Annotated in this window: 11 protein-coding genes; 9 read left to right on the top strand and 2 right to left on the bottom strand. The window is 46.6% G+C overall.

The window, feature by feature from the left end:
• From QUB12_RS22750 to QUB12_RS22720, 7 genes are all read left to right on the top strand, one after another.
• The coding region (locus tag QUB12_RS22750; RefSeq protein ID WP_333143777.1) for a hypothetical protein at positions 1-183 on the top strand (183 nt) is incomplete at its 5' end.
• Between the two features lie 22 nt (positions 184-205).
• Positions 206-2,119, top strand: coding sequence for a S9 family peptidase (locus QUB12_RS22745; protein ID WP_333143778.1), 1,914 nt, complete (start codon positions 206-208; stop codon positions 2,117-2,119).
• A 168-nt stretch (positions 2,120-2,287) separates the two neighbouring features.
• Entirely contained in the window at positions 2,288-3,004 is a 717-nt protein-coding gene (locus tag QUB12_RS22740; protein WP_333143779.1) for an HAD-IA family hydrolase, read from the top strand.
• Positions 3,005-3,305: 301 nt separating this feature from the next.
• Positions 3,306-3,929 carry a DUF3859 domain-containing protein gene (locus QUB12_RS22735; protein WP_333143780.1) on the top strand — a complete coding sequence of 208 codons (624 nt, stop codon included), beginning with the start codon at positions 3,306-3,308 and terminating at the stop codon, positions 3,927-3,929.
• Positions 3,930-4,147: 218 nt separating this feature from the next.
• Entirely contained in the window at positions 4,148-5,914 is a 1,767-nt protein-coding gene (locus QUB12_RS22730) for an asparagine synthetase B family protein (RefSeq protein WP_333143781.1), read from the top strand.
• 132 nt (positions 5,915-6,046) lie between these two features.
• A complete protein-coding gene (locus tag QUB12_RS22725; RefSeq protein ID WP_333143782.1) occupies positions 6,047-7,267 on the top strand; it encodes a decarboxylase in 1,221 nt (406 codons plus the stop codon).
• Positions 7,268-7,492: 225 nt separating this feature from the next.
• Positions 7,493-8,806: a hypothetical protein gene (locus QUB12_RS22720; RefSeq protein ID WP_333300756.1), complete on the top strand. Its 1,314-nt coding sequence runs from the start codon at positions 7,493-7,495 to the stop codon at positions 8,804-8,806.
• Positions 8,807-9,396: 590 nt separating this feature from the next.
• On the opposite strand, the gene argJ is transcribed toward QUB12_RS22720, so the two are convergent.
• On the bottom strand, positions 9,397-10,638 hold the full coding sequence (gene argJ / locus QUB12_RS22715; protein WP_333143784.1) for a bifunctional ornithine acetyltransferase/N-acetylglutamate synthase: 1,242 nt from the start codon (positions 10,636-10,638) through the stop codon (positions 9,397-9,399).
• A gap of 891 nt (positions 10,639-11,529) precedes the next feature.
• On the bottom strand, positions 11,530-11,724 hold the full coding sequence (locus QUB12_RS22710; RefSeq protein ID WP_006631905.1) for a hypothetical protein: 195 nt from the start codon (positions 11,722-11,724) through the stop codon (positions 11,530-11,532).
• A 94-nt stretch (positions 11,725-11,818) separates the two neighbouring features.
• On the opposite strand from QUB12_RS22710, the gene QUB12_RS22705 reads away from it, so the two are divergent.
• The gene (locus QUB12_RS22705) at positions 11,819-11,947 is read left to right on the top strand and encodes a hypothetical protein (protein WP_333143785.1); all 129 of its coding nucleotides are present in this window, start codon (positions 11,819-11,821) and stop codon (positions 11,945-11,947) included.
• 295 nt (positions 11,948-12,242) lie between these two features.
• Positions 12,243-13,613: a leucine-rich repeat domain-containing protein gene (locus tag QUB12_RS22700; protein ID WP_333143786.1), complete on the top strand. Its 1,371-nt coding sequence runs from the start codon at positions 12,243-12,245 to the stop codon at positions 13,611-13,613.
• Positions 13,614-14,996 lie beyond the last annotated feature (1,383 nt).

Genomic DNA, 14,996 nt, shown 5'->3' with positions numbered 1-14,996 from the left:
CCCAAAAAATTCAATATTCTTGTGGAATGGGCATCTTGCCCGTTCCCAAAAAATTCAATATTCTTGTGGAATGGGCAAGATGCCCGTTCCCAAAAAATTCAATATTCTTGTGGAATGGGCATCTTGCCCGTTCCCAAAAAATTCAATATTATTGTGGAATGGGCATCTTGCCCGTTCCAATAGAAAATATTAGGTACAATAAAAAATGCAAACTCCTACAATTCAACAGCCAAAAACAGAACTTCCACCGTTAATCGAGCGGGAAATTCTGTTCGGAAATCCCGAAAAAACTAGCCCCCGACTTTCACCAGACGGCAAGTATCTCGCCTACATTGCACCCGATGAAAACAACGTTTTGCAAGTGCAATTGCGTACCGTCGGTCAAGCAGACGATCGCCAACTGACAGCAGATAAAAAACGGGGCATCCGCATCTTTTACTGGACATACAGCGACGAATATCTCATTTATCAGCAAGATATTGATGGTGATGAAAAATGGCATTTATTCTCAGTCAATATTCAGTCAAACCTGGTGCGCGACTTGACACCCTTTCAAGGTGTTCGAGCTCATCTGATTGCCCTTGACCGCAACTTCCCCAATGAAATATTAGTGGGAATGAACATCCGCGATCGGCGCAAACACGATCTTTACCGCATCAACCTGCAAAACGGTGCCGTTGAACTCGACACCGACAACCCAGGAAACATCGTCAATTGGGCTGCTGACGCCCAATTTCAAGTGCGGGCGGCCACAGCCACAACTGCCGAGGGCGGTAAAGAATTGCTATGGAGGGAAACTGCGGACAAGTCTTGGGAAAGCCTGCGAAGCTGGGGCCCCGACGACGAAGGCGGTGCCGTCATGTTCTCAGAAAACGGCAAAATTCTTTACATCATCGGCAATCACGATGCTAACGCCCAACGTTCGATCGCACTCGACTTAGAAACCAAACAAGAAACCGATCTCGCCTCTGACCCAGAATACGATGTCGGCGGCATTGTCGTACACCCCACCAAGCGAGAGATTCAGGCGGTTTCCTTCTACAAGGACAAGCAAGAGTGGCAGATTTTAGACCAAAGCATAGCAGAGGATTTTGAGGATCTCGGCAAATTTCGCCCCGGCGAATTCTCCATTACCAGCCGCAACCTCGCCGATACCACTTGGCTAGTCGCTTACATGACAGACGACGGCCCAGTTTACTACTATGCGTTCGATCGCGCCTCCAAAACCTTCACCTTTCTGTTCAGCAACAAACCCAAACTCGAAGGGCTACCGCTATCATCAATGGAACCCATTTCTTACACCGCAAGAGATGGTTTAACGATTCACGGCTACCTGACAAAACCGGTTGGTGTCTCAACACCCGTACCTGCAGTCTTGCTTGTTCACGGTGGCCCCTGGGGACGCGATACCTGGGGTTACAACCCACAAGCCCAATGGCTGGCAAACCGAGGTTACGCCGTTTTGCAAATCAATTTTCGCGGTTCCAACGGCTACGGCAAAGCCTTTCTCAATGCCGGCAATCGCGAATGGGCCGCTAAAATGCACGACGACTTGCTAGATGGGGTTAATTGGCTGGTAGAAACACGAATTGCCCTACAGGATAAAATTGCGATTATGGGCGGTTCTTACGGTGGTTATGCCGCCTTAGTCGGATTGACTTTTAGTCCCGATGTTTTTGCCTGCGCCGTCGATATTGTCGGGCCAAGCAATTTGATTACACTCCTGCAAACTATTCCCCCTTACTGGGAACCGAGAAAAGCAAGTCTGTATCACCGCGTCGGCAATTTGGAAACAGAACCAGAGTTTCTGAAATCGATCTCCCCCTTATCTTTTGTCGATCGCATCCAGAAACCTTTACTAATCGCCCAAGGTGCCAACGACCCGCGAGTGAAAGAAGCAGAAAGCGAGCAAATTGTCAATGCCATGAAGCAAGCCGGCAAACCTGTAGAATACGTGCTTTATACAGACGAAGGACACGGATTTGCGCGGCCAGAAAATCGCCTGCACTTTTATGCGATCGCCGAAGAATTTCTAGCCAAATATTTAGGAGGCAGATTTGAACCTGCGGCCAACATTGCCAATCATTCTGGTGTAGTGAATCCGCAAACAACTAATTAGAAGGAAGAAGGAAAAAGGAAAAACAAAGAAGGAATTACTCAAATCTCTTTTCTCTTCTCTTCTCTTCTCTTCTCTTCCTCTGTGTTCTCTGTGTCCTCTGTGGTTAAATCATTCCGATGCAACCGGATGTGCGATAAGTCCTCTTTCCTCTTCCCTTTTTATTCTCAAATGACCCAAATTATTTTTCTAGATGCCGCAGGGACGCTATTTGACGTGCGCGGCAGCGTCGGCGAAGTCTACGGAAAATTGGCCCGCAGTTGGGGAGTAACTGTTTCTAACGAAGAGTTAAATGCAGCATTTTTCCAAAGTTTTGCCGACTCAAATCCGATGGCATTTCCCGGAATAGAATTAGCCAAAATTCCCCAGCTAGAATTTGAATGGTGGCAAGCAGTTTGCGCGAACGCTTTTCAAATAGCAGGCGTTTTCAATCAATTCTCAGACTTTCCCAAATTCTTTGCCGAACTCTACGCTCATTTTGCCACCGCCGAACCTTGGTTCGTCTATCCCGACGTATTGCCAGCATTAAATAGGTGGCAGCAACAAGGGATTGAATTAGCAGTAGTATCGAATTTCGATTCGCGACTTTATGCAGTATTAAAAGCACTAAAATTAGCTGAATATTTCACATCAGTGACAATTTCCACCGAAGTTGGTGCAGCAAAACCCCAGTCTCAAATTTTTACGGCAGCTTTGCAGAAACACAACTGCATTGCGGAAAACGTTTTGCATATCGGCGATAGTTTTAAGGCTGATTATTGCGGTGCTAAAGCTGCGGGTTTAAATGCAGTTTGGTTGAATCGCCACCAGGAAAAGATAGATTCAGCAAAGTTTAATTTAACAGATTTTCAAAAAATAGAAGAGTTTCCTAGTCTGGATTTTATATAAGTCAGTGCGGGACGCACTCCGGCAAAGAAACCGGGTTTTTTACCCGATCTGCGGGTGGCAAGGCGTCTTTTCGTAAAAAAACCCGGTTTCCCATGAGTCCCGATGCGTCCAGGACTATAAATATGAATTTTATGAGGTTAAGGTTATGATTTTTATGAATTGACTTATAGAGCTGTTTATTGAATAATATGAGTAATTTAACCGCAGAGAGCGCAGAGGGCGCTGAGTTGGAGAAGAGAGAGGGGATCTATATTTAACTTTCTAGTGGGCAAGAACATTACAGATACTAATGGTGAACTCTATGGAACCTCGACTCACTCAAACTCAATTAGCACAGGTAGTCGCTGAAATCGACAAGTTATCCCAGCAGCGCGAGTTAGAATTGGCCCCAGATCAGGTAAGAGAAATTTTACAGGAGTTGAATCTTCCTGATGAGCTTTTAGAAGATGCGATCGCCCAAATGCGCCGCCGCGAAGCCCTAGAAAAACAGCAGCGACGCAACCGCTGGATCGCGATCGCCACGACAGCCGTTGTCATATCTGCGATCGGTATAGGCGTACTGTTCGGGCAAAATCAGCAACAAAAAACTGCTCAAGTTGTGGGAGGAGAAGACAGGATTGCGCTATCGAAAAAAGGTGGTGACAGCCTTACTCAAGTCAACCGTCAAATTAATCCCCGCATCTACTACCAGGTGACGTTGCAAAATGCTCCGATCGGCAATGAGTTGTCTCTGCAATGCGATTGGATTAATCCCAGCGGTGACATTGTTCATCAGGGCAGGTATCAAACTCGCACGATCGATACTGCGGTTTGGAATACCCACTGCTTTTACGATCTCGGATCTGCTGCAGCCCCAGGCAAATGGGAAGTTCGGATGTCCCTGGATGGGCGCGTCATCAGCAGTGAACCTTTCACTGTGAAATAAATAGACTTATCCAAAGAAGCCTGTTTTGAACAGGCAAGATGCCTGTTCCACAATGATTATTGGAGATATCTAAATAGACTTATTCAAAAAAGCCTGTTTTGAACAGGCAAGATGCCTGTTCCACAATGATTATTGGAGATATCTAAATAGACTTATCCAAAAAAGCCTGTTTTGAACAGGCAAGATGCCTGTTCCACAATAATTATTGGAGACATCTAATGGGTGCGATCGGCAAACCTTCACATTTCATAGGCTACTGGGGAGAGGGCGATCGCACAAAAACGCTCAGCCGTTTAGTGCCTGAATACTTCATCCGACAGGGCAAATTATCAGAATGGGCGATCGCCTCTGAATCTGTACTCACGGCTGACACAGTGACGCTGAATGCTTGCGGGCGCGATCGGGCGACGGATTTACCGGGAGATGCTTGGGCGGCAGTAGAAGCGAAACAGCTACGGCTGGGGCGCGATCCGTTTGGGCGAGTGCCGCTTTATTGGATGCAGTTGGGAGAAACGATTTGGTTTGCGACGCGCCTGCAATTGCTGCTACCGCTGATGGCTTCCCCTCAAATTAGCCCGATCGCGCTACACAGTTATGCTTGTTTTTCCTACGTGCCCACGCCGTTAACGCCGATCGAGCAAATTGCATCCGTAGCAGCCGGAAGCGAGATGATTTGGGAAATCGCCGATGTTAACGATCTGCCGAAAGTACGCGCGGCGAAGCTATCCCGTAGGGAATCGCTGCCATCGGCTTGGCAAGAAGCGCCCCAATTACTGCGCCGTGAGGATGAGGCGATCGCACAATTGCAAGGGCTGTTGCAACAGGCGATCGATCGACAAGTGGCTGATTTGCCGATCGACGAACCCGTAGGCGTTTTACTCTCCGGTGGCATCGATTCTTCCCTGGTGACGGCGCTGCTAGTGAAAGCAGGCTTGCAGGTGCGCGCCTATGCCCTCGATTTTGGTGTCGAAGCCTATTCCGAACTGCCCTACGCCCAACAGGTGGCGGACTTTTTCCAGATTCCGCTGATCCGGGTGGCGGCGACAGGTGATGCAGTGTTGCGCGCGATCGGGCCAACCGCCAAAGCCCTCGATTTACCCTATGGAGACGGCACGACGGCTGCACTGTTTTTGCTCAAACAGGCGGCGGCGCAAGACGTGCGAGTTGTATTCAATGGCGAGAATGGCGATCAGCTATTTGCTGGATGGACAAACAAGCCTTTGATTGCACACGGAGTTTACAGTGCAGAACATCCCGCCGGAGGAGAAACCTTTGAACAGCAGTATTTGCGGACGTTTCAGCGATTTTATGGTTATGAAAAACAGATTTTTTCGCCAGAAATGCTCGATCGCATCCAGTCTCACGATTTGAGCGTTTACCTGCAAGACGCGATCGATCCCGAAACCTGTCCTTCCCTGCTAGCGAGGCTGCGGCGCGCTTCGCTGATGCTCAAAGGTGCCCAAAATATTCAGCCGAGGGCAACGGCATTGGCGTTTGCTTGCGGTTTGTGGGTGCGATCGCCCTTCTGCGACCCCGACCTCACAGCATGGACGTTTCAACTCCCTGGCGAGCTTCTACTGCAAGGTGCGTGCGAAAAATACATCCTCAAAAAAGCGTCCGAACGCTGGCTGCCGCCGGAAATTGTCTGGCGGGAAAAGCGCGGGATGGGTGTGCCTTTGAAGGTTTGGTATTACCGGGAGTTTTGGGCTGCGATCGGCGATCGGCTGAATCCGAATCTGTTGCGATCGCAAAATTGCTGGCAGCCCCATTTGGCCGACTCGATGTTATCGGGACAACTCGGAGTTGCAATGCGCGATCGCTATATTGGCAATAATCTCTGGTTGCTGCTGATGTGGCAGGCATGGCGCACCGAGGTTTTAGGCGAAATTCCGGTTAAGCGATCGCTCGATCATGTGTTTTGGTTGCCACCGGCGATCGGGCAGCGCATTTGGAAATATCGAAGGAGGTTGACTGTTGATAGTTGACAGTTGACTGTTGACAGTTGACTGTTGATTTTACAATCTTCCCTGTTCCGAACATCCGTTAAATCCGTTAAATAATTCGTTGCCGAACATCCGTTACATCCGTTACAAAATCCGTTGCCGAACTTCTTCTATATGACTGAATCTTTGCTACAGAATGAAACCAAAATACATTCGCCGCCGTTCTCCGAAGCATTAGCCAAGCGACTTTTGTCAACTTATGGTTCGCCCTTATATGTGTATCAGGCCGATATCCTCCATCAAACCCTTGAGCATATTACGCGATCGATCGACTATCCGCACGTTCAGTTTCATTTTGCTAGCGTCACCAACGGCAATATTGCTCTGTTGCAATTGATTCAGCAGGCTGGTTGGGGGCTACACGCGAATACACCGGGGGATGTTTTTTTGGGACTGAAAGCGGGTTTTACGAGCGATCGCATTGTCTACACGGGCAGTAACCTCAACAGGGCGGATATTCAGCAATTGATCGAGTGGAAGATCGATCGATTTAACTTCGATAGTCTGTCGCAACTCCAAGATTTTTGCGAATATTCCGGGAGTCAACCGCGAGCGATCCGTGCCGAAATTGGACTGCGCCTCAATTCACCGGAATTGACGGGAGACAGTCGGATTGGAGTACGTGCCGCCGAATTTGAGAAAGCCAACGAAATCGCGCAGCAGCAGGGGTTGAGGATTACTGGATTGCATTTTTATCGGGGGACTGGAACTAACGCCACGAGTGCTTTTACGCAGGCGATCGATCGCCTAATTGCGATCGCCCAACTGTTGCCCGATTGGCGAACCCTCGATTTTGGCGGTGGTTTTGGCTATCCCTATCGAGGCGGTGCGGTGTTTGACTGGCGGGAGTTTGGTGCGGCGATTACTGAACGATTGAGTGCGCTATCTCGCCCTATCGAGTTGGTGATTGAACCGGGACGATCGGCGATCGCAGGTTGTGGCGTTTTGCTTGCGAAAGTTGTGTCGGTGAAGTGGTTGGGCGATAGGCAAATTGTCGGCGTGGATACGACTGTATCAAATCTATCGGTGCCTGCGGTGCACGGGGGCTATCGGGCGATCGCAACTTGGGAAACCGACGATGTATCGCGACATGAAACGGATATTTGCGGCAACACGACTTATTCGCGGGATTATTTGGGGCGCAACTGTTGGCTACCGAAACTCAAAATTGGAGATGCGATCGCCATTTTGGATAGTGGGGCTTACGGCTATGCGATGTCGTCACATTTTCTGCACCGCCCCCGCCCTGCTGAAGTGTTGATTGATGCTAAGGGCGATCGATTAATTCGACAGCGAGAAGACTATTCTATTTTATTAAACGGGCAAATCTTTTAAACCTGAGATGTTACACCATTCTCAAGAACAGGCAAGATGCCTGTTCCACAATAAATAAATTCTCTTGTGGAACAGGCATCTTGCCTGTTCATAAAAGACTCACATCACAACCAAAGAAACCGGGTTTTTAGCTAAATCTGCGTTGTCATCAAGTATTCAAGAGAAAAACCCGGTTTCTGACTACCAATAAATCCATTAAATCAATCAGGAGTAACCGAAATGGGAATGAAATGCGTCCAGTGTCAAACAGACAACATTTTGAGCGATCGTACAAGCAACTCAGGTCGCTGCAAACAGTGCAACCATCCGTTTGTCTTTGAACCGACTACCGTCACTGATAAAAAGTTGGCATTCACCGATCCCTTTTTCAAAAATGCGATCGAAAATATTTCGAGCCAAAATATGTTGTTTTTTACGCACCAACAGTTTTTGTATTTTATTGACCAAAAGCTTAAATCTCGCGCGCCAGAAACCAGTTGGATTTTGACCTACTTCTTGTTTAGCGTATTTGCGGGCATCTTCGGCCTTCACTTCGCTCTTGCTCTTTTTCCCTCACAATTCGCAGTTGTTATTCCCTTCGCTCTCTACAATTTGATTTGGATAGGGCTATTGTTCCACTACAGCAAATCTCCTGCTCAAGGTATTCGTGGCAGAAGAAATAATGCTAAAAACCTCCAGATTTTAGGGGGAATTATTTTAGTGCTGGGCATTTCAGGAAGCCTAATATTTGATTATTCTTCAGGATACATCGTAGCGACTACACTAGGTCTATTGTCCTACGGGCTCGGCATTTCACAAAAAAAACGCCCACAGATAACGGGTGAAATATTTCTCGTTAATCAAGCGCAAAGCGATAAATGGCTGCGAGACTGGCAAACAGTAAACGGCACATTAGAAAAACTGCTCCCTGCTGCTCGTCAAGAGGCTTTGCCCGCAACCATCGATCGCGAAGTCAGCGCCTACAGCTTCGATCGCGCAATTATCTGTGACAGTGACGAAATAGCTCAATTCCTCATTGCCAACAACGTCCATTTTGAAAACAACTGCGCGATTCTTAGTATTAGTGGCTATCCCCAAAGCATCTTCAGTACCGTGATTGAAATGCTGCGGCGCAATACCGATTTAAAAGTCTATGCGCTGCACAATGCGAGCCCTGCTGGAGTTGGCTTGGTACATCAACTGCGAACTAATCCAAACTGGTTTGCGAATCAACAGGTGACAATTTTTGATTTGGGAATTTCTCCCCGTCAAATCTTAGCAACCCGTGATATGTTTGTGCAGCAATCTCAAACAATGGCACAAACAGCCCGTCAATTACCCGACGCTGTAAGGCAAGGTTTAACAGCAGAAGAACTAGCATGGCTGGAAGCCGGCAATTTTGTGGAATTGGAATCGTTTACGCCGCAGCGGTTGTTGCGCGTGGTGAATTATGGACTTGCTCAGAGTGGCGATCCGCAGACCAATGACGGCTTAATATTAGTGGATAATGCTGTCGGGTATGGTGGTGGCTATGTGTTTGTCTCCGATAGTTTTGGTTAGGGCGTGTTTTCAAACTTTATATAGCCTTTCGATCTCTCATATGAGGTACTCATGGGCATAGGGCATAGGGCATAGGGCATAGGGCATAGGGCATAGGGCATACCTCACTTTTTTGAGAACCGCTATATTAGACTTATTAATAATAAGCTTAAAAAGTCTTGAAACTTAGTCTGAATAAGATTTTTAGCGCTCTTTTGTTAAAATCCTAAAAAGCTGATCTTGGTAAGGGCTTCAGCGATTTTAAAATGAGGAGCAAAAAAGCTGAGGTTAACTCGGTGAGTAAAGGTTTCAAATTTTTTAACTTCCCCCCACGGGGGCAGGGCGGTTTCATTCTCACGAAAATCAGGCTTTTGTAGGGGCGGTGCGACCCCTACTCCCCGTGCCCGCCCCCACCCACAGACGATTTCACAGGCGTTTCAGACATGGGGGCAACCACGGGGGGATTGCCCCTACCGAGAATGAAACCGCCCTGTCCACGGGGGGAAGTTGAGTTTAAATTGTGGGAAATTTGCCTTCAACTTTCTCTCGTCTGGTTTTGTTTGTGTAGGCGCGGTTTCTAACCGCCCGGACTTGTAACCGCCTGGACTTATTTAAGTCGTATACTCGGCATTAATCTTCACGTAGTCGTAACTCAAATCGCATCCCCAAGCTTTCGCAAAACCGCTGCCATTCCCCACACTAACCTGAATTAAAACCGTATCAGCCTTCAAATATTCCCCCTCCGCAGCGGCTTTCATATAATTACTTGCAGCAGCGCGATCGAACTCTTTAGGTTGTCCGTTTTCCATCATCAAAAAATCCCCTAATTGAATCCGCAAATTCTCTTGATCGAAAGCGACACCAGCGCGCCCAGCCGCCGCCGCAATTCTGCCCCAATTCGGATCGCGTCCGAAAATAGCAGCTTTCACCAAAGAAGAACCGACAATTGTTTTGGCAATTTTACTCGCAGAAACTTCATCCAGCGCGCCACTAACTTGCACTTCCACCAAACAAGTTGCACCTTCGCCGTCACGGGCGATCGCCTTTGCTAAATGCACGCAAACTTCTGTCAGCATCGCTTCTAATTTTTCAGCATCCGCCCCCATTTCTGTAATTGCGGGCGTGCGGGATTGGCCGTTTGCCAAAGCAATTAGCGAATCGTTGGTACTGGTATCGCCGTCAACAGTAATTTGATTGAAACTTCTGTTAGCCGCCCGACTCACCATTTCTTGCCACAAATGCGATGACACTGCTGCATCGCAAGTTACAAACGCCAGCATTGTTGCCATATTTGGGTGAATCATTCCCGAACCTTTGCAAATGCCGCCGATGCGGACGGGTCGATCGCCAAACATGGTTTCCAGGGCGATCGTTTTCGGCACTAAATCAGTCGTACAAATAGCCTTAGCCGCCGCATCGGAACCAGTTTCCGATGCCTCAGCAACTAATCGGGGAATTCCCGCCCTCAGCGGCTCCATTTTTATCCGCTGTCCGATGACGCCAGTGGAGGCCAAAAGAATAGATTCTGGAGGAATATTCAGCGCTTCTCCCAACAATTTGGCACTTTCGAGGGCATCTGCCAAACCTTGTTCGCCAGTAGCAGCATTAGCTTGTCCCGCATTGCACAAAATTGCTTTCGCGCTGGGTTTAGCTTGCAAACGCTGGCGGCAGTAGTCCACGCAAGCTGCCCGGACAGTGGAGGTTGTGAAGACTCCTGCGGCGATCGCGTCTACCTCTGACAAAATTAAACTTAAATCTGGCAAGCCTGAAGGCTTCAAGCCCGCTGTAATTCCCGATGCTCTATACCCTCTGGGTGCTGTAACTCCGCCGTCAATTTCTTTCCAGTCCGACATGATGACCTCCCTAGTAGCCTTCAATCTGCTGAAAGGGGATTATACCATTTTAGATTTTAGATTTTAGATTTTAGATTTTAGACTTCGGCGTGAGGGCTCAGTCGAACGATTTTAGATTTTAGATTTTAGATTCTTTTGAACCCAATTTCCCATTCCCCATTCCCAATTCCCCATAAAACTAATCGCGGCTTCCAACCTAGAGTTATAACTCAAGAAGAAGTCGCGACGGTTTTGTAATTGACATTATTAATTTTTAGCTGGCAAAGAACAAACTCGATTCAACTATCTCGCCTTTGAAAAAACGAGTTATTTGCGATCGATACTCGCTGGAGAACCAGCATCTAAACCAACTTCAGCAGCCACACGGCTCAGCATGGATTCCTGACGGTTTTTGACGACGTGTTGATGGCGCATCATCAGGTTGCGGGCTTGTTCTTGAGTGGACTTGACACTCCCTAGCCTAAAGGCGTAGGGATTCTTAATTCATCGACTGACCTTTAAGCACTATGTCCTTTCGGCAATCTTTAAACTTTTCAACCGTGCAATTACACCAATTGACGAGCCTAATTCACAGCAACCCCAGAGGGTCTATCTCCAAAAGCGTACTAGGATACGAACCTAGAGTTCGGGTATGCCCTACCCTACTTAATTGATTTGAACCAAATGATGTATTTTCTGGTACAGAGAATGCGTTGATTCTCTCGCTGTTTTAAGTGTTTTCGCAGCACTGTGCCCAATTTTTACACCTAAAAGTGTGTCTTAACAGTTTCACGATGGTGATGGAGTTTAACCTTGGCACATCCATCTTAATACAAAGCCGTCCTAGAAGGACGGGGTTTTAGACCCAATTTCTTGATAACTGCGTAGGCAATTGAGGAAATTGAGCTTGCCCTAGCTCATGGTGGCGTTGCTGCGATCGTAGCTAGCTTGAAAGCTGGGCTGCGGTTTGCCTTGAATGTGACCCCAGTAGTGCGTATCTTCCATCCCGACTTCGGTGGCGGTGCGGTTGAGCATGGATTGCTGGCGGTTCTTCACCAGTTGGTGGTGGCGCATCATCAGAGAGCGAGCTTGATTTTCGGTAGACATAGGGGGTTCCTCGGTATTCTTTAGATTAATGTTGGGCTTGTTTTTTCTTCTCTTCTATCACTATAACAGACAATTCTGTATCTAAAGCTACCAAATGAAAATTGTCACAAAACTTTACAATTGGGCTATGGGGCGAGAATCTCGATCGAGGTTGCAGGGAGTGCGATCGAGCTTTGGCTCGTGGATTCAGGCCCAACATCAAGCAGCAGTTGGCAAAATTTGACAATATTCCTCTTCTAACCCTATTCTGTCACTTTAGGCAAAAAATAATCTGGAAGGCTTATAGCATAAGACTTTTACCAAAAATCTTGATTTGGGCCATTCTGTTAGAAAATAAACGCTCAAATGCTAGCTCTATCTACAGTTAAAAATGTGGCTCTTATTTTTATTTTCCCAGAGTGACTTAAGAGGGTTAAGATTCCGGTCGTCAATCAGGATAGTCACATTTCCTGACGTACCCTCTGCATTTTCAAGTCCTAGATGGGGAAATATATAAAAATCCACAGAGGTTATTCCCTATGATTTTATTAATCCTTGTTTTCATGTTGGTGGTATCGAGTCAGTCGCAAAATAGTGGAAATGCACCTTTCTCATGGGTCGTGCAGAACCAACCGGGCGATAGTGGACGGACATTTGCTGATTGGTGTCGCGAAAAGGCTTCTTTGAGTCCTGAAACTAAACATACTGTTGAGGTGTTGTTGGAGAAAGCGGGAACTACTGAGTGCGAGGCGGCCGATAGACAACTTTCGAGTCTCACGGAACTCACCCTCGACAGCAATCAGATCGGGGACATCAAACCGCTAGCATCTTTAACTAACCTGACTACGCTCTCCCTCTACAACAATAAAATCAAGGACATCAAACCGCTAGCATCCTTGGCTAACCTGACTACGCTCTCCCTCTACAACAATCAAATCAATGACATTAAACCGCTAACATCCTTGGCTCACCTGACTTCGCTCTACCTCAGCGACAGTCAAATCAAGGACATCGAACCGCTAGCATCTTTGACTAACCTGACTTCGCTCTCCCTCGACAGCAATCAAATCAAGGACATCGAACCGCTAGCATCCTTGACTAACCTGACTTCGCTCTACCTCAGCGACAATCAAATCAGCGACATCGAACCGCTAGCATCCTTGGCTAACCTGACTTCGCTCTACCTCACCAGCAGTCAAATCAAGGACATTGAACCGCTAGCATCTTTGACTAACCTGACTTCACTCACCCTCACCAACAATCAAATCAGTGATATCAAACCGCTAGCATCCTTGACTAACCTGAATTGGCTCACCCTCACCAACAATCAAATCAGCGACATCAAACCGCTAGCATCCTTGACTAACCTGACTGGGCTCTTCCTTGACAGCAATCTGATCGGGGACATCAAACCGCTAGTATCTTTGACTAACCTGACTTTGCTCTACCTCGACAACAATCAAATCAAGGAGATCAAACCGCTAGCATCCTTGACTAAACTGAAGCGGCTCTCCATCCACAACAATCAAATCAAGGACATCAAACCGCTAGTATCCTTGACTAAACTGTATAGGCTCACCCTTACCCACAATCAAATCAGTGATATCAAACCGCTACAATCCTTGACTAACCTGACTGAGATCGACCTTGAGAACAATCAAATCAGCGACATCAAACCGCTACAATCCTTGACTAACCTGACTGGGCTCAACCTTGAGGACAATAAAGTCAGTGACATTAAACCGTTAGCATCCTTGACTAACCTGACTAAGCTCAACCTTGAGGACAATAAAATCAGTGACATTAAACCGTTAGCATCTTTGACTAACCTAACTGGGATCAACCTTAGCAATAATTCGATCTCTTCTAAAATTTGCCCTGTCCAGCAAAGTTATAGATGTGCCTGGTAAATCACAGACTCAACCATACAGCTTTATTAGCAACTTTTATAGTTATCTTTGCTGTGTCGGCTTAAATCTCTCACACTTTGTCTTACCCTTGCCCCAACATTCTTACCTGTGTCTCGAAAGCTACATTGTTGGGGCTGCTTTGGTTGCCAAGACGTTTGATGTACCGTTGCCTGGAAATGGCACCCCACTTCTAAAAGCTAGAGAGTCAGGTAAAAATCAAAAATATTTTCTATTCTGATAAAGCGTAACGGTTACAAGCTTTAGGCTGGGAAAGTACAGTATCCCCGCCTAGAACAAGGTTTTGGAATGGATAGGAAAATTAGCCCTCTTTTGTCACTTTCAGCAAAAAATAATCAGGAACGCTTAGAGCATAAGACTTTTACCAAAAATCCTGATTTGGGCCATTCTGTTAGAAAATAAATGCTCAAATTCTCGCTATATCTACAGTTAAAAATTTGGCTCTTATTTTTATTTTCCCAGGGTGACAGAAGAGGGTTAGGGTTATCCTCGTTTAACCCTATTCTGTCACTTTAGGCAAAAAATAATCTGGAAGGCTTATAGCATAAGACTTTTACCAAAAATCCTGATTTGGGCCATTCTGTTAGAAAATAAACGCTCAAATTCTCGCTATATCTACAGTTAAAAATTTGGCTCTTATTTTTATTTTCCCAGAGTCACTTAAGAGGGCTAAGAGCCACATTTTAGCGGCTACCTAAGCTGTGTTGCATCTAGATTGCCTATGGTATTAGAGAGGGAGAGGGTCCGATGGGGATCGGGGGAGAGGATTTGACGATTTTTGATCGGGACTCGAAATATACAATTTAAATGCACAACAGCTTAATTGCCAAGTGCCAAAATAAGTTTATAGTTTGGTTCAGAGTTATAGATGCAGAATTTTGCCTCTCAAGAAAGTCGAATTTGCCTTAGTTAACAGTAAATTTAATAAGTAGCGGATCACAATTAGATTTACAATGATTAAGCAGCTATGCTCAAGCACAGTCAAGTTTTTTGTAGTCAACTAGATAGAGTTGAGCCAAAGTGAATCGCCCTCGCTCTCCTCAAAAAGCGAGCTTTCTTTGTTGATAAAAATAGATTAAGTCCCAGCAGCCTCCCCACAAAAAAGAGCGATCGTCCTCCCCTAGAAAAACAATCGCCCATTCACCTATAATTTCAATTAACATCAAGTCCCGCCCTTTAGAAACTATGCTGTACCCACAATTCCAAAGATCCCCCTAGCGTCTTTTTCAGGAGGATGCCAGGGGGAGCGAAAGCCTCTGACGTTAGTTTTTCAAGTTGTGTGTACAGGGTAGCCCTTAAGAAAGAAAGGCGTGCCGGGGAATAAGCGGCCCTAATCGTCAAACAGTAGACTGGTACTACTTGACA

The sequence above is a fragment of the Microcoleus sp. B7-D4 genome, assembly GCF_036705125.1.
GTDB lineage: Bacteria > Cyanobacteriota > Cyanobacteriia > Cyanobacteriales > Microcoleaceae > Microcoleus.
Note: the sequence above shows the minus strand (reverse complement) of the source record. Positions and strands in the feature narration are given on the sequence as shown.